This window comes from Nocardioides sp. dk884 (assembly GCF_009557055.1).
Lineage (GTDB): Bacteria > Actinomycetota > Actinomycetes > Propionibacteriales > Nocardioidaceae > Nocardioides.
On record NZ_CP045649.1, the window covers coordinates 2613911 to 2630041 of the forward strand.

The 16131-nt window shown below is 73.6% G+C and carries 14 protein-coding genes; all 14 read right to left on the minus strand.

The window, feature by feature from the left end; all coding sequences use genetic code 11:
• Positions 1-37: 37 nt before the first annotated feature.
• The 14 genes from GFH29_RS12620 to GFH29_RS12685 all read right to left on the minus strand — a co-directional run bounded on the left by GFH29_RS12620 (position 38) and on the right by GFH29_RS12685 (position 16064).
• On the minus strand, positions 38-1657 hold the full coding sequence (locus GFH29_RS12620) for an ABC transporter substrate-binding protein (protein WP_153324138.1): 1620 nt from the start codon (positions 1655-1657) through the stop codon (positions 38-40).
• Positions 1658-1774: 117 nt separating this feature from the next.
• Positions 1775-3502, minus strand: a complete 1728-nt coding sequence (locus GFH29_RS12625; RefSeq protein ID WP_153324139.1) for an N-acyl-D-amino-acid deacylase family protein — start codon at positions 3500-3502, stop codon at positions 1775-1777.
• Positions 3499-3942 carry a Zn-ribbon domain-containing OB-fold protein gene (locus GFH29_RS12630; RefSeq protein WP_153324141.1) on the minus strand — a complete coding sequence of 148 codons (444 nt, stop codon included), beginning with the start codon at positions 3940-3942 and terminating at the stop codon, positions 3499-3501. The genes GFH29_RS12625 and GFH29_RS12630 overlap by 4 nt, the downstream gene beginning before the upstream one ends.
• Positions 3943-3945: 3 nt before the next feature.
• Entirely contained in the window at positions 3946-5151 is a 1206-nt protein-coding gene (locus GFH29_RS12635; protein WP_153324143.1) for a thiolase family protein, read from the minus strand.
• On the minus strand, positions 5148-5627 hold the full coding sequence (locus tag GFH29_RS12640; protein WP_228387467.1) for a MaoC family dehydratase: 480 nt from the start codon (positions 5625-5627) through the stop codon (positions 5148-5150). Before GFH29_RS12640 ends, GFH29_RS12635 begins: the two co-directional genes overlap by 4 nt.
• A gap of 11 nt (positions 5628-5638) precedes the next feature.
• On the minus strand, positions 5639-6163 hold the full coding sequence (locus GFH29_RS12645) for an FAS1-like dehydratase domain-containing protein (protein ID WP_153324145.1): 525 nt from the start codon (positions 6161-6163) through the stop codon (positions 5639-5641).
• A gap of 10 nt (positions 6164-6173) precedes the next feature.
• Positions 6174-7481 carry a CaiB/BaiF CoA transferase family protein gene (locus GFH29_RS12650; protein ID WP_153324146.1) on the minus strand — a complete coding sequence of 436 codons (1308 nt, stop codon included), beginning with the start codon at positions 7479-7481 and terminating at the stop codon, positions 6174-6176.
• A complete protein-coding gene (locus GFH29_RS12655) occupies positions 7478-8704 on the minus strand; it encodes a CaiB/BaiF CoA transferase family protein (RefSeq protein WP_153324148.1) in 1227 nt (408 codons plus the stop codon). The genes GFH29_RS12650 and GFH29_RS12655 overlap by 4 nt, the downstream gene beginning before the upstream one ends.
• Positions 8697-9839 carry an acyl-CoA dehydrogenase family protein gene (locus GFH29_RS12660; protein WP_153324150.1) on the minus strand — a complete coding sequence of 381 codons (1143 nt, stop codon included), beginning with the start codon at positions 9837-9839 and terminating at the stop codon, positions 8697-8699. Before GFH29_RS12660 ends, GFH29_RS12655 begins: the two co-directional genes overlap by 8 nt.
• A gap of 11 nt (positions 9840-9850) precedes the next feature.
• On the minus strand, positions 9851-11041 hold the full coding sequence (locus GFH29_RS12665; RefSeq protein WP_153324152.1) for an acyl-CoA dehydrogenase family protein: 1191 nt from the start codon (positions 11039-11041) through the stop codon (positions 9851-9853).
• Positions 11042-11186: 145 nt separating this feature from the next.
• Positions 11187-12011, minus strand: a complete 825-nt coding sequence (locus GFH29_RS12670) for an enoyl-CoA hydratase-related protein (protein ID WP_153324154.1) — start codon at positions 12009-12011, stop codon at positions 11187-11189.
• On the minus strand, positions 12008-13519 hold the full coding sequence (locus GFH29_RS12675; RefSeq protein ID WP_228387468.1) for an acyl-CoA carboxylase subunit beta: 1512 nt from the start codon (positions 13517-13519) through the stop codon (positions 12008-12010). The genes GFH29_RS12670 and GFH29_RS12675 overlap by 4 nt, the downstream gene beginning before the upstream one ends.
• Entirely contained in the window at positions 13516-15153 is a 1638-nt protein-coding gene (locus tag GFH29_RS12680; protein WP_153324156.1) for a class I adenylate-forming enzyme family protein, read from the minus strand. The genes GFH29_RS12675 and GFH29_RS12680 overlap by 4 nt, the downstream gene beginning before the upstream one ends.
• A gap of 215 nt (positions 15154-15368) precedes the next feature.
• A complete protein-coding gene (locus GFH29_RS12685) occupies positions 15369-16064 on the minus strand; it encodes a hypothetical protein (RefSeq protein ID WP_153324158.1) in 696 nt (231 codons plus the stop codon).
• Positions 16065-16131: the final 67 nt, after the last annotated feature.

The following is a 16131-nucleotide window of genomic DNA, read 5'->3' on the forward strand; positions in this document are numbered from 1 at the left end:
CGTCACCGGGGCGGGCGCTTCGACGTGTGCGGCGGGCTCAGCCCAACCAGGCCTCGTCGAGCAGGACGATGGAGTTGGCGGCGCCCTTGACGCCGTGCACCTCGTCGCTCCAGGCGGTCAGCTCGGCCATCGGCATCCAGGCCAGGAACGGCACGCTGTCGTTCCAGGCCTTCTGGATCTTCACGACCGCGGCCTTCTGGGCCTCCTCGTCGGCGGCCCCCTGGAACTCCTCCAGCGCGGCGTCCATCTCGGGCGTGGTCGGCATGCCGTAGGTCTGGGTGCCGGTGCTGTGCAGGGAGGCGTAGAGCTTGGAGAACGGGTCGCCCTCTCGGTAGTTGATCCCCCAGCCGGCCAGGTCGTAGTCACGCTCCGCGGCCAGGCGGGTGATGAGGTCGGTCACGGTCGGGACCATCTCGATCTCGACCTCGAAGCCCACTGCCTCCAGGCTCGCCTTGACGACCTGCGCGGTGTCGCGGGCCGCCGAGGTCTGGGCGTCGAGGTAGGTGATCGCGCCGTCGTAACCGTCAGCCTTGGCCTCCTCGAGCAGCTCGCGCGCGGCGTCCTGGTCGGGCTCGATACCGGTCATCTCCTCGGAGTACCAGCGGGAGTACTCCGGGAAGAGCAGCGTGCTGGCCATGCCGTGCCCGTCGTACACGCGCTGGCGCACCAGGTCGGGAGCGAGCGCCAGCTGGATCGCCTGGCGCACGCGGACGTCGGCGCCCGGTCGGCCCTCCATGCCATTGATCAGCGCGGTGTCGCTGACCGCGACCAGGTTGGAGTAGCCACGGGTGCCATCCTCGAGGACGGCATCCACCACGTCAGGGTCGCGGAAGAACGCCAGGTCGAGGCTTCCGTTGTTGAAGGAGTCCTCGACCGTGGCCTGATCGCCAAGGTAGACGAAGCGGACCTCGTCGAGGTGGGCCCGGCCGTTCCAGTAGTCCTCGTTGGCCTCGACCAGCACCTCCTCGGCGGGACGCTGGTGGACGAGGGTGAACGGGCCGGCGCCGACGGGCTTGAAGCCCTCGCCGACCGGGCCGGAGGACTTGGCCACGATCATGCCGGGACCCGAGGCGAGCATCGCCGGGAACATGGCCCACGGCTTGTTGAGCGAGTAGACGAGCGTGCGCTGGTCGGCGACCTCGATGCCGGCGACGTTGTCGTTCCACAGCGCCGCCTCCGGCGCCGGCGCCGCGGCGTACCGCTCCTGGCTGGCCTTGACCGCCGCGGCGTCCAGCGGCGTGCCGTCGGAGAAGCTCACCCCGTCGCGCAGGGTCAGCGTCCACTCGGTGTTGTCACCGTTGGCCTCGATCGCCTCCGCGAGCTGCGGGACGAACTCCCGGGTGTCGGTGTCGTAGCGCAGCAGCACGTCATAGAGGGCCGCCATCTCGGCGCCGCCCGTGGTCACCGCGGCGATGGAGACCGCCGGGTCGAGGCTGCGGGGCTCGGAGTACAACGCATAGCTGATCTGGCCCCCGGTCTTCGGTTCGCCACCGGCGTCCTCCCCGCCGACCATGCCCTCGGTGTACTCGAACCGACCCCCGGCCTCGGTGTCACCACCGCCGCCGTCGTCCGAGCTGTCGCTCGCACAGCCAGCCACCAGTGCCAGGGCCGCCACCAGCACCACTGCGGGCCGCAGCGCGTTCCTGCGTCGCTTCATCGCATCCTCCTGGTCGAGCAGCCCCATCTGGAAGGGGTCGCCAGATCTTGGACCATATCGATTAGGAATAGTGCGGGCAAGCATGTAGCGACTAGTTACTCCATCTGCGAGCGGAGGTCAGCGCGGCCCCGGCCGGTCGCCGCGCACCAACTGGCCCGGGAGCTCACCGGTCGCCTCACCGTCGGTGTAGGTCTCCACTCCGGAGACGAACGTGTGGCGGTAGCCGTCGGCGCGCTGCAGCAGACGCCGCCCACCGGCGGGCAGGTCGTGGTGCATCTCGGGCTTGTGCAGGTGCATGCCGTCGAGGTCGACCACGAGCAGGTCGGCCTTGTGCCCGGGCGTGAGCAGGCCGCGGTCCAGCAGCCCGACAGCCTCGGCGGTGGCCCTGGCCTGCCGCGCCACCATCATCTCGACCGGGAAGGTGCCACGGTCGCGCACCCAGTGCTGGAGCAGCGTGGTCGGGAACGAGCCGTCACAGATGGTGCCGACGTGGGCCCCGCCGTCGGAGAGCCCGGGGATCGTGAACTCGTGGCCGAGCATCTCGGCGCAGCCGTCGAGGGACCCGTCGACGTAGTTGGTGAACGGCAGGTAGAACATGCCGCGTCCCCCGTCGGACACCAGGATCTCGTAGGCCAGCTCCAACGGGCTGATCCCGCGCGCGGCCGCCCGGTTGGCGATCGTCGAGGCCGGGTCCGGCTCGTAGTCCGGCGGATCGGTGAGCTCGAACATGATCTCGAAGCGGTCCAGCAGCGCGCCGCCGATGATGTTCTCGGCGTCCACGATGCCGAGTCGGAGGATCTCCTCGCGCAGCGCCGGCTCCTGCATCGCCCGGGCCTGCTCGGCGATCGGCAGGTGCGAGATCCGCAGCCAGGCGGGGTTCGCCGCGAACGGGTTGAGGGTGCAGTCCAGGCCCATGAGGATGCCGATGCCGCGCGCCGCCACCTGGGCACGCAGTCGCAGCCCGTCGGCGTTGGCCCGCTCGAGGAACGCCAGCGCCTTGCGGAACCGGTCGGGGTAGGACGGGCTCTGTCCCAGCGAGAACGACATCGGCCGGCCGGCGGCCGACGCCATCGAGGCGATCAGGTCGAAGTCGGTCTCGATGGTGTCGTCGTCCCAGTCGGTCACCAGCTGCAGCACGCCGCGCCCGGTCTGTCCGACCGCACGGGAGATCGCGACCAGCTCCTCGCGCCCGGCGGCGTACGACGGGGTCAGCTCGCCGGCCCGGGTCTTGTGGTTGAGCGTCCGCGAGGTGGTGAAGCCGAGCGCCCCGGCCTCGATCGCCTCGGCGGCCAGCTTGGCCATCAGCGCGACCTCCTCGTCGGTGGCCAGCGCGTGGGCGGCCGCCCGGTCGCCCATCGCCCGCACCCGCAGCGCGGCGTGCGGCACCTGGGCGGCGAAGTCGAGGTCGTGGGGCCGCCGCTCCAACGCATCGAGGTACTCGGGGAAGGACTGCCAGTCCCACGCCAGCCCCTCGGTGAGCGCGACGCCGGGGATGTCCTCCACGCCCTCCATGAGCGCGATCAGCCGACCGTGGTCGGCGGGCACGGCGGGCGCGAAGCCGACGCCGCAGTTGCCCATCACCACGGTGGTCACGCCGTGCCACGACGAGGGCTGGAGCCGGCTGTCCCAGGTGGCCTGCCCGTCGTAGTGGGTGTGCACGTCGACGAAGCCGGGCATCACCAGCGCGCCGTCGGCGTCCACCTCACGGTGCCCGCGGCCGGAGACCCGCCCCACCTCGACCACCACGCCGTCGCGCACCGCGACGTCGGCGGTGAACGGCTGCGAGCCGGTCCCGTCGACGACGGTGCCGCCGCGTACCACCAGGTCGTGCTCGTTGCCCGTCATCCCTCGTCCTCCGGTCGGTAGCGCAGCAGCGTGACGCCGCTGTCGGGGTCGTCGTGGAACACCGGCGCGACGCGCATGCCGACCCGCAGGTCGGCCGGGTCGACGTCGACCAGCTCGGTGCTCACCCGTGGGCCCTCGTCCCACTCCACGACGGCGAGCAGCTGCGGCACCGCGTCGGCCCAGGGCGGGGCGGTCGGGCGCTGCGCCACCGTGAAGGTGTGCAGGGTCCCGCGGCCCGAGATCTCACGCCACTCCAGGTCGTCGGCGAGCGTGCCCGGCGCCAGGAGACGGGGGTAGAACACCCACTGCTGCCCGGAAGGCGAGAACTGGATCCGGATCCGGTGCTCGCGCAGGGCGTCCCAGTAGGGCTGGGAGACCGGCGTCGGCTCGGGCAGCGGGCGCGGCTCGGCCGGCGCGGTCCCGGCGGGTGTCTGGGTCATCGCTCACTCCCCCTGCAGGAGCAGGGCGACCTGCTCGCTCATGATGCCGCCGTTGCCGGTGACGAACGCCGTGTGGCAGTCCGCGACCTGGGCCTGGTCCGCGCGTCCCATCACCTGGCGCGCGGCGTCGACGACGTGGTGCATGCCGCCGGCCATGCCGGCCTGGCCGAAGGACAGCTGGCCGCCGGCGGTGTTGACCGGCAGGTCGCCGCGGAAGGTGAGGTCGTGCTCGGTCACCCACTGCATGCCCTTGCCCTTGGGGCAGAACCCGGCATCCTCCAGGCTCATCAGCACCGTGATCGTGTAGCAGTCGTAGATCGAGGCCATGTCGACGTCGGCGCGCTCGAGCCCGGCCATCGCGAACGCCCGATCCGCGGCACGGGCGATCGGGGTGCGCACCAGGTCCTCGGCGTACGTCGGGGTCTTGAACGCCACGTGCTCGCCGAAGCCCGTGATCCGCACCGGGCGGTTGCGCGAGCGCCGGGCGAGGTCGGCGTTGGCCACCAGCACCGCGGCACCGCCCTGCACCCGCATCACCACCTCGAGCATGTGGATCGGGTCGGCGATGACCGGGCTGGCGAGCACGTCCTCGACGGTGAGCGGCTTGCCGTGGAAGACAGCACCCGGGTGAGCCGCGGCGTTGGTCCGCTGATCGACTGCGATCTTGGCGGTGGCACGCGGGTCGTAGCCGAACTCGGCGGCGTAGCGCTGCGCGATCTGCGCGTACGGCGCGTTCTGCCCGACGTTGCCGTAGGGGATCTCGAACTCGGCCTGGGGCGAGCCGTACTTGCCGCTGGACGCGCCGTACCAGGGCGGGGTCGCGGGGGCCCCCGCGCGCGTCGAGCGCGGCAGGATCATCGAGCCCGGGACGACGCACAGCACCGCGTCGCAGATGCCGAGCTCGACCGCGGCCGCCGCACGCCAGACCATGCCCGCGGACGTCGCGCCGCCGAGGTCGACGCGCTCGCCGAAGTCGAGCGGCAGGCCGAGGTACTCCGAGAGCGTCGCGGGCGCGAACATGTCGGACTCCTGCACCCCGTGGGTGACCAGGCCGTTGACCACCGACGCGGGCAGCCCGGCGTCGTCGAGCACCATCCGGGCCAGCCGGGCGTACTGGTCGAGGCTGAACATCGCGGGACCGCTCTGCTTCTTCTCCGCGGGCAGCTCGGCGATGCCGACGATCGCGGCCTCGCCGCGCAGCCCGCTCACGCGCCACTCCCGCGCAGCGGCAGGGACACGGTGGCACTGCCCGGCATCAAGACGTCCTCGCCGCGGCGACCGGCGAGCTCGAGCTCGACGAGGCCGCGGCCGTCCTCGACCCGGGTCGCGGTGACCCGACCGCCGAACGTGAGCGTCTGGCCGGGGAACGCGACGGCCCGGTTCTGCGCGGCGAACCTCACCAGCCGCCCGGCGCCGCCGATCCAGTCGGTGACCGCGCGGGCCAGGAGCGCGGACTGCAACGGCCCCTGGACCAGCACGTCGTCGTAGCCCTCGCGCTCGCGTGCCCAGTCCTTGTCGTAGTGGATGCGGTGCCCGTTGTAGGTCGCGGCGCTGAAGAAGAACATCTGGGTCTCGTCGACCACGACCTCCAGGGCCGGGACCTCGTCGCCCACGGCGACGTCCTCGACGTGCAGCTGACCTGCACCCGCTCCGGTGCTCGGGCTGTCGCTCACGCTGGTGCTCACTCCTGTGCTCCTCACGGGCGCGCGATCATCGAGGTGGTGGCCTCGGCCACCAGCTCGTTGCGCTGGTCGGTGTAGGTCGTGCGCCAGGTGACGAGCACGAACGGGCCGCTGCGACCCTGCTTCTGCACGATCGACTCCACCCGGCGCTCCATCGTCACGACGTCGCCGTGCCCGCAGTAGCGGTGGAACGTCGTGCTCTCCCCGCCGGCCATCCGCCGCGGGGCGTCCGGGAACGCCAGGTCGCCGGACGAGGCCCCGGAGGAGCCGTCGGCTCGCAGCCGCTCGAGCGGGGTGACACCCAGGACGGCGTACTGGAGGTAGAGCGGGGGTGCGACCACGTCGTCGTAGCCGTGCGCGCGGGCATGGTCGGCGTCGAACCACAGCGGGTTGTCCTCCCCCACCGCGACCGCCCACCGCTGCCAGTCGCGGCGCACGACCTCGCCGCTCGCGCGGGCCACCACCTGGCCCACCTGGGCCGCGGCCTCGGGCGGGACCAGGTCCGGCACCTGCCCGGGCTTCTCCGTCTGCTGGGTCATGCGTGTCCTCTCAGGCCAGCTGGTGGTCGGTCACCAGACCGCGGGCCACCAGGTCGTCGTACTCCTCCCGGGACCAGCCCAGGACGCTCAGGTAGACGTGCTCGTTGTCCTCGCCGAAGCCCGGCACGGGCCGGCCGAAGGCGAGGTCCAGGTCGTCGCTGCGCCAGGGGTGGCCCGGATAGCGGTGGGTGCCGATCGCCGGGTGGCTGCGCTCGCGCCACCAGCCACGGGCCTCGAGGTGGGCGTCGGTGAGCAGCTGCGGCTCGCTGACCACCTCCGCCGCGGGCACGCCGACACCCTGGAGGGTCGCGACCACGTCGTCGGCCTCGCGACCGGCGCACCAGTCGGCGAGGGCCGCGCGGATGTCCGCGCTTCGGCTGCGGCGCAGCTCGCCGTCGGCCTCTGCGTCCGGCAGCCGCGGGTCCTCCCCGAGCCCGGGAACGGTGCGCAGGGCCCGCCAGTCGCGGTCGTCGCGGACCGTCACGGCGACCCAGCGGTCGTCCCCGGCCACGCGTACGACGTCCTGCACGGCCCACGGGTCGGCGTTGCCGAGCACCGCCGGGTCGCGGTGGTTGAGCTGGTGGTCGAGGAAGAGCTCGCCCACCTCCGCCATGACGTTCTCGGCCTGGGCGAACTCCACCAGGCCGCCGCGACCGGTGGTCTCGCGATCCCACAGCGCGGCCAGGACCGCGAACCCGACGCCGGCCGGAGCCGCCTCGTCCATGTGGTAGTTCTCGCCGGCCGAGTCGGGGTCCTCGCCCTCGTAGCCGTCCATCGCCGCGATGCCGACCAGGCTGTTGAAGTTCGGCCCGTAGCCCAGGTAGTCGCTCATCGGCCCGCTCATGCCGAGCGGCGGCATCCGGACCACCACCAGGCGCGGGTTCACCTCGAGCAGCCGCTCGTGGCCCAGCCCGAGCTTCTCCAGCACGCCGTTGGAGTTGTTCTCCACCAGCACGTCGCTGACCCGCACCAGGTCGAGGAACGCACGGTGGCCCTCGGCGGTGTCGAGGTTCATGCAGGCCGACAGCTTGTTGCGCGCGTGCCAGTTGAACAGCGCCGAGCGGTCGTAGGGGCGGGCGCCGGGATCCTTGTCGGGGTAGGTGCCGCCGTGGTAGCCGGTCTTCTCGAAGGACGCCTTGGTGACCTTCGCCGAGACCTGGCGGCTCAGCCGGTCGTTGCCCTCCACCCGGATCACCTCCGCGCCGAGGTCGCCCAGCAGCGCGGTCGCCCCGGGCCCGGACCACACGACCGTCAGGTCGATGACGCGGATGCCGGACAGGGGCAGGTCGGACAGGGGCAGATCGGCACGCGTGCTCATGCGAGCACCTCCTGGGTGGGCGCGGTGTCGCCAGCCTCGGCGCGCACCTCGGCGCCGTGCTGGTCCAGCAGCGGAGCAGGCGTGCGCAGGGCGTAGCCGCGCTCCATCCGCCACGGCGGGCCGGCGTACTCCAATCGGCCGGCCCGGGGGTGGTCGGCGGCGACGAACGCGCCGCGCTCGCGGAAGTGCGGGTGGGCCAGCACCTCGGAGACGGAGAGGTAGGCGGTCACCGGGATCCGCGCCGCCTCGGCCGCCTCCATCACCGCGATCTTCGGCCGCACCGCGATCCATCCCGCGACGTGGGCCAGGAACTCCTCGCGGTCCTCGCCGGCCACGGTCTGGCGGTCCAGGAACCGCTCGCGGAACGCGGGGTCCTCGGCGCCGACGAGGTGGACGAAGCGGTTCCAGAAGGCCTGGTTGGTCACGTAGACCATCACGAAGCCGTCGGCCGCCCGGAACGGCCCGGTGAAGGTGGCGCCGTGCCGGTGCGGGCTGCGCGCACCGCGGGGGGCAGTGATCCCGGAGTAGGACGCGGAGAGCAGGTACGACGCGCGCCGGTCGGCGCCCGCGAGCAGCACCTCCTGGCCGGAGACGTCGAGGGTCGCGCCGCGACCGGTGCGTCGGGCGCCGAGCACCGCGGCGAGCGTGGCCTGCCCGGCGCTGCGACCGACCGTGTAGTGCTCGAGCAGCCCGGGCTTGCGCAGCGGCGCGCGGTCCGCCTGCCCGGTGGCGTGCATGGGGCCACCGGCCGCCTGGAGCACCAGGCCGCTGGCCTCGTGGTCGCGCCGCGGACCGGTCTGGCCGAACGCGCTGATCCGGGTGAGCACCAGGCGGGGGTTGGCCGCGCGCAGGACGTCGGGCCCAAGGCCGAGCCGCTCGAGGTGGCCGGGGCGGAACGACTCCACGACCGCGTGGGCGTCGCGCACCAGGCCGAGCAGCAGCTCGCGGTCGACGGGATCGTGCAGGTCCAGGGCGACCGATCGCTTGTTGGTGTTGAGGTGCAGAAAGAGCGCGCTGCGCTCGGGGTCGGGACGGTCGTCGGGGAACGGGCCCCAGCGCCGGGTGAGGCTGCCCTCCCCGGGCTTCTCGACCTTGACGACGTCGGCACCGAAGTCGGCGAAGAGCTTGGTGGCGTATTCGCCCGCCACCCAGCGCGAGAGGTCGAGCACCCGCACCCCGGAGAGCACCTGCTTCGCTGGGTCGACCCCTGTCGTGTCAGCCACGGGTGATCTCCTCCTCCAGCCAGCGGGCGGCGACGTCCGGCCCGCCGCCGAGCGCCCCGAGCAGCCGGGCCCGCTCCGACCACAGGTGCAGGTCGGTCTCCACGACGTAGCCCATGCCGCCGTGCAGCTGGTGGCCATCGAGCGTCGCGCGTCGGTACGCCGTGGCGGCGTGCAGCACCGCGACCGCCGTCTCCCGGACGGCCGGTCGGCCGCGGCCGTGCCAGAAGACCGCGCTCCGGGCGGCCAGCCGGGCCGCCTGGACCGCGATGTGCACGTCGGCCACGAGGTGCTGGGCCGCCTGGAAGGACGCGATGGCCCGGCCGAACTGCTCACGGCCCCGGACGTGACCCACGGTGCGCTCGAGCACCGCGTCCGCGCCGGCGGCCATGTCGACGCATTGCAGCGCCCGGACGAGCAGCGCGACGCGGCGCACCCCGTCCGCGGCGAGGCCGACCCCCTCGGGCCCGGTCAGCACGTCCGCCGCCGGCACCACGACGTGGTCGAGGTCCAGCTGCTGAAGCCGGTCGGCGTCGCTGGTCGGCAGCGCGGTTCGCGTGATCCCCGGGGCCCGCGGATCGAGCAGCACCCCGACCAGCCGGTCCGGCTCGCCGTACGACGCGAGGGTGGCGGTGGCCAGCACCCGGTGGGCGAGGTCGGCGTCGAGGACGTGGTCGAGGCGACCGCTCACCGCGACCCGGTCCCCGCCGATCGGCTCCGCGCGCAGCGTCGGGCGCACGTCGGCGGCGTCGTAGGGGCTCCCCAGCGCCACGGCGCCGCGCAGCTCACCACGGCACAGCGGGGCGAGCACACGTGCCTGCTGCTCCGCACTGCCCAGGGCGGCGACCGCGAGGCCGAGGTGGAGGGTGCTGAGCACGACCGTGGGGCACAGCGCGCGCCCGGCCTCGGCGTACACGACGGCCAGGTCGTCGAGCGTGCCACCGGCGCCGCCGACGTCCTCGGCGAACGGCAGCGCGAGCACCTCCGCGGCGACCAGCGACTCCCACAGCTTCTCCGGGACCCGGTCTCCGCCGGGCTCGCGCAGCGCGCGGACCAGGTCGGGCGGGCAGTGGGTGGCGAACAGCTCACGGAGGCTGGCGGCGAGGTCACGCTCCTGCGTGGTGCGGACGAGCTTCACGGTTTCCTCTCTCAGCGACCGTAGGACGGCATGGCGTGCCCGCGCTGGGCGATGACGTCGCGCAGCACCTCGTTGGTGCCGGCGCCGAAGCGCAGGAGCGGGGCGATGCGGTAGAGCCGCTCGAAGCGGCCGTCGTCGGGGGCGGCCGTGGTGCGGTGGCCGAGCAGGCCGTCGGGGCCGAGCAGGTCGAGCGCGACCTCGGCGATGCGCTGGCGCAGCTCGCTGGTGAAGACCTTCTCGACGCTCACCTCGATGCTCGGGATGATGCCCTCGTCGAGCAGCGAGGCGGCCTCGAAGCCCATCAGGGTGGCCACCTCGACGTCGGCGTCCAGCAACGCGAGCCGGCGGCGTACGGCGGGGTCGTGCGCCGGCACCGCGCCGTCACGCCGGGGGCGGCGGGCGAGCTCGAGGAGGTCGTCGACCGCGCGGCGCAGGTCGCCGGCGTTGGTGAGGGCGCCGCGCTCGAGGTCCAGCGCGCCGGTGATGTAGAGCCAGCCCTTGTTGACCTCGCCGATCAGGTGGGAGGCGGGCACCCGGACGTCGTCGAAGAACGCCTCGTTGGTGCGGTAGCCCGACCAGGCGGTGAGCGGGCGGATGGTGACCCCCGGGTGGTCGATCGGCACGATGATCACGGAGATGCCGCGGTGCTTGGGGGCGTCGGGGTCGGTGCGGACGCACAGCCACTCGTGGGTGGAGCGCTGGGCACCGCTGTTCCAGGTCTTGGCGCCGTTGATCACCCACTCGCCGTCCTCCATGGTCCCCTCGAGCACCGCGCGGGTGCGCAGGCTCGCCAGGTCGGTGCCGGCGCCGGGCTCGGAGTAGCCCACGGCGCAGACCATCTCGCCGCGCGCGATCGGCGGCAGGAACTCCGCCTTGTTGCGCTCGGTGCCGTGGCGCATGATCATCGGCGCCACCGAGGTGACGGTGAGGTCGGGGCCCGGGACGCCCCAGTACTCGAACTCGCTGACCAGCAGGTGCTGGTAGATCGGGCCCAGGCCGAGACCACCGTGCTCGACCGGCCAGTTCAGGCCGAACCAGCCCTTCTCGCCGATCTTGCGGCGGAACGCCATGAGCTCGCCGTCGCGCTTCTCCAGGTCGTGCTCGGCCAGCTCGGCTCGCAGCGCCGGGGTGACGTGCTCGCGCAGGAACGCCCGGACCTCCTCCTGCCACGCACGCTGCTCGGTGTCGAGCTCGAAGTCCACCGGCGGGCCACCCTTCGTCCATTTGATCCGAACTATTCCTGTTCGGCATATGCAGTCAACGACATCGCCGGGGTGGTGTCAACGGCGGTCTCACGCCGGGTGGCGACGGACCGCAGTGGTCGACGGCTCTGGTCGCCGACGGGCCTCAGCCGGCGTCGGGGGCGAACGGTCGTGGCGCCGGCGGCAGGTCGCTCACCCTGCCGGTCCACCGCGGGGCCCGTCGCTCGCGGAAGGCGCGCACGCCCTCGCGGACGTCGTCGTGGCCCATCAGCCGGCGGTGCCAGGCGGTCTCGAGGCGCTCGACCTCCGCGGCGTCGAGGTCGAAGGCGGCCCAGAGCAGCTGCTTGCTCGCGGCCACGGACTGCGGCGCGGTGTGGGTGGCCACGTCGCGGGCCCAGGCGAGGGCGGCGGGGAGCACCTCCTCGGCGGGCAGCACGCGGCTGCCGAGCCCGAGATCCAGCGCCCGGTGCCCGTCGAAGGTCGCCCCGGAGAGCAGCACCTCCGCGGCACGGGAGACCCCGATCATCCGGGGCAGCACCCAGTGCGACCACGCGTCGCCGAGCAGGCCGCGGCGCGCCTGCACCACGCCGTACGACGCGTCGGCAGCGAGGAAGCGCACGTCGCACTGCAGCGCCAGAGTGAGCCCGATCCCCAGCGCGTGGCCGTTGACCGCGGCGATCACCGGTTTGCGCACCGCGAACGCCGGGAAGCGCACCCCGGCAGCGCTGAAGCCGGCGTCGGTGCCGGCGAAGGTGGACTCCCCCGCGCTCAGGTCGGCGCCGGCGCAGAACGCGGGCGGGGTGCCGGTGAGCACGACCGCGCGGATCTCGTCGTCGGCGTCGCAGCGCTCATACGCCGCGGCCAGCTCGCGGCCGGTCGCGGCGTCGAACGCGTTGCGCTTCTCGGGCGCGTGCAGGGTGAGCGTGGCGACCCCGTCGGCGACATCGACCAGGACGCTGCTCGCGCTCACGGCAGGTAGCCCGTGTGCACGACCGGCTCGGGACGGGCCGACGGCCGGGCCAGGCGGAGCCCGGCCAGCAGGGCGTTGCGCAGCTCGCGCGGGTCGATCACCTCGTCGTACGTCGCGGACGCAGCCAGGCGCCACGGCCCGGCTGCCTCGTTGGCGAGCAGGGCCTCGCGGGTCTCGGCGTCCGCACCCGACGTGGCGCCGCCGACCGCGGCCGGGATGCCGCCGAGCATCGCGCCGGGGAAGGCCAGCGAGAGCGTCTGGCCGCCGAAGGCGTTCTGGCCCATCACCGAGCTGCCGAACCCGAAGGCCTTGCGCACCGTGACGTGCAGCTTGGGCACCTCGGCGCGGTGCTGGGCGGCGAACATCCGCGCCGCGGCGCGCAGGATGCCGGCCTTCTCCGAGGCGCTGCCCGCGAGCACGCCGGGGTTGTCGGCCAGCTGGAGCAGCGGGAGGTGGAACGCGGCCGCGCGCTCGACGAAGCGCGCGCCCTTCTCGGCGGCCGCGACGTCGATCGCCCCGGCCAGCACCTCGGGCTGGTTGGCGACCACGGCGACCGGGCGGCCGCCGAGGCGTCCCAGCGCGGTGATCAGCGACCGGCCATGGCGGGCGCCGATCTCCAGCAGCGACCCGGCGTCGAGCAGCTCCTCGAGCAGCAGGTGCATGTCGTAGGGCCGGCGCGGATTGGGCGGGACCACGTCGAGCACCCGCTCCAGCAGCCGCTCGCCGGTGTCCGGCCCGGAGGTCGTGGGCGGGTTCTCCCAGGCGTTGGCGGGCAGGTAGGACAGCCAGCGGCGCACTGCGCGCAGCGCCGCGTGCACGTCGGGCGCCACCTCGTGCACGACCCCGCTGGCCTCGGCGTGCACCGCGGCGCCGCCGAGCTCCTCCTTGGTGACCACCTCGCCGAGCGAGGCCTTCACCAGCGGCGGGCCGGCGGTGAACAGCGAGCCGTCGCCCTCGACCAGCACGACATGGTCGGCCAGCGGAGCGGCGAGGGCACCGTGCCCGGCGGACGGTCCGGTCACGACGACAGCGGTGGGGACCAGCCCGGCCAGCTCGACCAGGGCCTGCAGGTCGTTCGGAGCGGGGCGGTGCACGGCGAGCGCGTTGGTCGCCCGGTGCCCGGCCCCCTCGAGCACCAGCACCAGCGGCACCCGCTCCTGGCGGGCCAGCGCGGCGAGGCGGGCGCGCTTGGTGGCCCCCGCCGTACCGATCGAGCCACCGGCGACCGTGAAGTCCTCGACCCCGACCAGCACCGGGCGCCCGTCGATGAGTCCGGAGCCGGCGACGAACGCGTCCGCCGGGGTGGAGCCGTCCCCGGCGAGGGTGCCGAGCTCGGCGAAGGTGTCGGGGTCGAGCAGCGCCGCGACCCGGGCCCGGGCGTCCAGGCGCCCCGCACGGCGTACCCGCTCGAGCTTGTCCGGGCCACCCATCGACCGCGCGGCCGTACGCCGCCGCGCCAGGTCCGCCAGCAGCGGCTCCCACTCGTCGCGGTGCCCGGACGGGCTCATGACACCCGCACCTCGCGTCGCATCACCTTGCCGGTGGCGTTGCGCGGCAGCGCCTCGGAGGTCAGCGTCCAGCGGGTGGGGACCTTGTAGCGCGCGATCAGCGACTGCACGTGCTCGCGCAGGTCCTCGGCGGTGGTCGCCGAGCCCTCGTCGAGCACGACGACGGCGGCCACCTCCTCGCCCCAGTCGGGGTGCTCCACGCCGAGCACGATGCTCTCGCGGACCTCGGGGTGGGCGTCGAGGGCGTTCTCGACCTCGGCCGGGTAGACGTTCTCCCCGCCGCGCAGGATCAGGTCGGAGCGGCGGCTGGAGATGTGCAGCTGTCCGTCGTGCATCGTGCCGAGGTCGCCGGTGCGGAAGAACCCGTCGGGGGCGGTGACCGCGGCCGTGGCCTCGGGGTCGTGCCAGTAGCCGGTCATCACCAGCGGGCCGCGCAGGCAGACCTCGCCCTCGACGCCGTCGGGCACCCGGCGGTTCTCGGCGTCGCGGACCTCGACCTCCATGGTCGGCACCGGCCGGCCGACGGTCTCGGGGTCGGCGACCAGGTCGGCGGCGCTGGCCAGGGTCGCGGCGCTCGAGGACTCGGTGAGCCCGTACGTCGTGCCGAGCGAGCGGCCGGCGACCGGCAGCACCTCGCGCACCCGCTGCTTGAGCGCCGGCGCGGAGGGCGCGCTGTTGACGGTGAAGGTGCGCAGCGAGGACAGGTCGTAGCCGTCGAGGCCGTGCCTGTCGGCGTGCTCGATCAGGCGGCTGGCCATGGTCGGCACCGCGCCCCAGTTGGTGACCTTCTCGGCCTCGACGAGGCGCAGCACCCGGTCGATGTCGAACTTGCCGAGGTGGATGACCGCGGTGTCGCCGACGGCCAGGCGGATCACCGCGATGTTGTGCAGCGCCGCGATGTGGAACAGCGGGGTCGCGAGCAGCCAGCGGCGCGGTGGCGGCGCCATGCCGAGCTCGGCGGCGACCGCGTCGTTGAGCAGGTGGAACCAGACCGCGGCCACCACGTTGCGGTGCGAGTGAGTGGCGCCCTTGGGCCGACCGGTGGTGCCGCTGGTGAACAGCACGACGGCCGGGTCGTCCTCGGTGACCAGCGTGTCGAGGTCGGCGGGCAGCGTCGCCCCGGCGTACCGCTCGATGAGGGCCGGCAGGTCCTCCTCGATCGAGACCACCGGCAGGCCCGGGTCGCCGACCAGCGCACGGCGCGGCGCGTCCGCGACCAGCACGGTCGGCTCGGTGCGCTCGAGTCCGTAGCGGATCTCCGGTCCCGCCCACAGCGAGTTCATGCCCACCACGACCGCGCCCAGGGCCTGCGCGGCCCAGAACGTCACGATCCACTCCGGGGAGTTCGCGGCGCAGATCGCGACCCGGTCGCCGCGCCCGACGCCGTGCTCGGTGCGCAGCGCGGCCGCGAGCGCGGCGACGGCGTCGAGGTGCTCGGCGAAGCTCATCCGGGAGCGCTCGGTGACGAGGTACTCCGCGTCCCCGTGCCGCGCGGAGTCGAGCAGCAGCCGGCCGAGGCTTCGCTGGCGGTTCGCGAAGACCTGGAGCTGCTGGCCACGGACCTCCTCGAGGCGGATCTCGAAGGGCTGGCCGGGCGCGGTGAGCCGGGCGAGGGCGTCGTCTCGGGTGATCATCGGCGCCGGCTCCGCTCACTGGTGGTGTGCGGCGTGCGGACGGCGTCCGCGATGACGGGGGTACGCATGAGGGCTCCTCGGGACGGCTCGGACGCTCGGACGCTAGCCGCGACCCGCGTCACACGGCGAGGGCTTCCCGCTCACCGAAAACGCCTGGCGCTCCTCCGTCCGCGGGCGGTGCTCCCGAGTCTGACGGCGGGCGCCGACACCGGCCCTCAGCGCGAGGGCGCGAACAGCGCCACCGCGACCTCGACCTCCTCGGGGCCGGCGGAGAGGCCGGCGACCTCGGCGACGCCCTCGAAGGACACCAGGCTCCCCGCCGGGAGCGGGCGCCCGTCCGCGATCATCGCGCCGGCGAGGACCACGGCGTACCCCGCCTGCCCAGCCGGGAGGTCGACGAGACACAGCGGCTCGCCGGGTGCCAGGCGTACGCCGTAGGCCCGCGCACCACGGCCGCTGCCGCCCAGCTCTACCAGTCCCGCGCCGACGGCTACCCGCTCGTCGAGGAGGACGGTGAAGTGCTCTCCGCAGCCCGCCAGCCGGCGTCGCTTCTCCCGCTCCTCGGGCATGTAGTTGATGCCAGTGGTCGGGTCGCGGCGCAGGGTCAGGTAGGAGATCCCGACCTCCGGGTCCGTGCAGATCGGACCGTAGGAGGCGTAGGCATCGGTGTAGTGCACGACGCCCGGCACGGCGCGGTCGCGCCCGATCGTCCCCGCACCGCCGACCACGACCTGGAACTGGTCGACCTCGTGGAAGTGCGCGCGCAGCTCGCCCGCCTGCTGCTCGACCAGGTAGGCCTGCTCCCCCGACTGCTTCGCGGCGTGGCTGCCGAGGTAGTCGCGCATGAGGTAGCCCGCCCCGTCGGGGCCGTAGGTCACGGACTGGATCTCGCTGGGTGTGATCGTGCGCATGTGCCTGTGTGCCACACCGTCGCACCGCCCTGTCGGCGGTTCCCGTCCAGCGGAACCGGCACGCCCT

Excerpts from the sequence above, each read along its gene's own strand:
- GFH29_RS12620 (WP_153324138.1), bottom strand. The coding sequence starts at position 1,657 with ATGAAGCGACGCAGGAACGCGCTGCGGCCCGCAGTGGTGCTGGTGGCG.
- GFH29_RS12625 (WP_153324139.1), bottom strand. The coding sequence starts at position 3,502 with ATGACGGGCAACGAGCACGACCTGGTGGTACGCGGCGGCACCGTCGTC.
- GFH29_RS12630 (WP_153324141.1), bottom strand. The coding sequence starts at position 3,942 with ATGACCCAGACACCCGCCGGGACCGCGCCGGCCGAGCCGCGCCCGCTG.
- GFH29_RS12645 (WP_153324145.1), bottom strand. The coding sequence starts at position 6,163 with ATGACCCAGCAGACGGAGAAGCCCGGGCAGGTGCCGGACCTGGTCCCG.
- GFH29_RS12650 (WP_153324146.1), bottom strand. The coding sequence starts at position 7,481 with ATGAGCACGCGTGCCGATCTGCCCCTGTCCGACCTGCCCCTGTCCGGC.
- GFH29_RS12675 (WP_228387468.1), bottom strand. The coding sequence starts at position 13,519 with ATGAGCCCGTCCGGGCACCGCGACGAGTGGGAGCCGCTGCTGGCGGAC.
- GFH29_RS12680 (WP_153324156.1), bottom strand. The coding sequence starts at position 15,153 with ATGATCACCCGAGACGACGCCCTCGCCCGGCTCACCGCGCCCGGCCAG.
- GFH29_RS12685 (WP_153324158.1), bottom strand. The coding sequence starts at position 16,064 with ATGCGCACGATCACACCCAGCGAGATCCAGTCCGTGACCTACGGCCCC.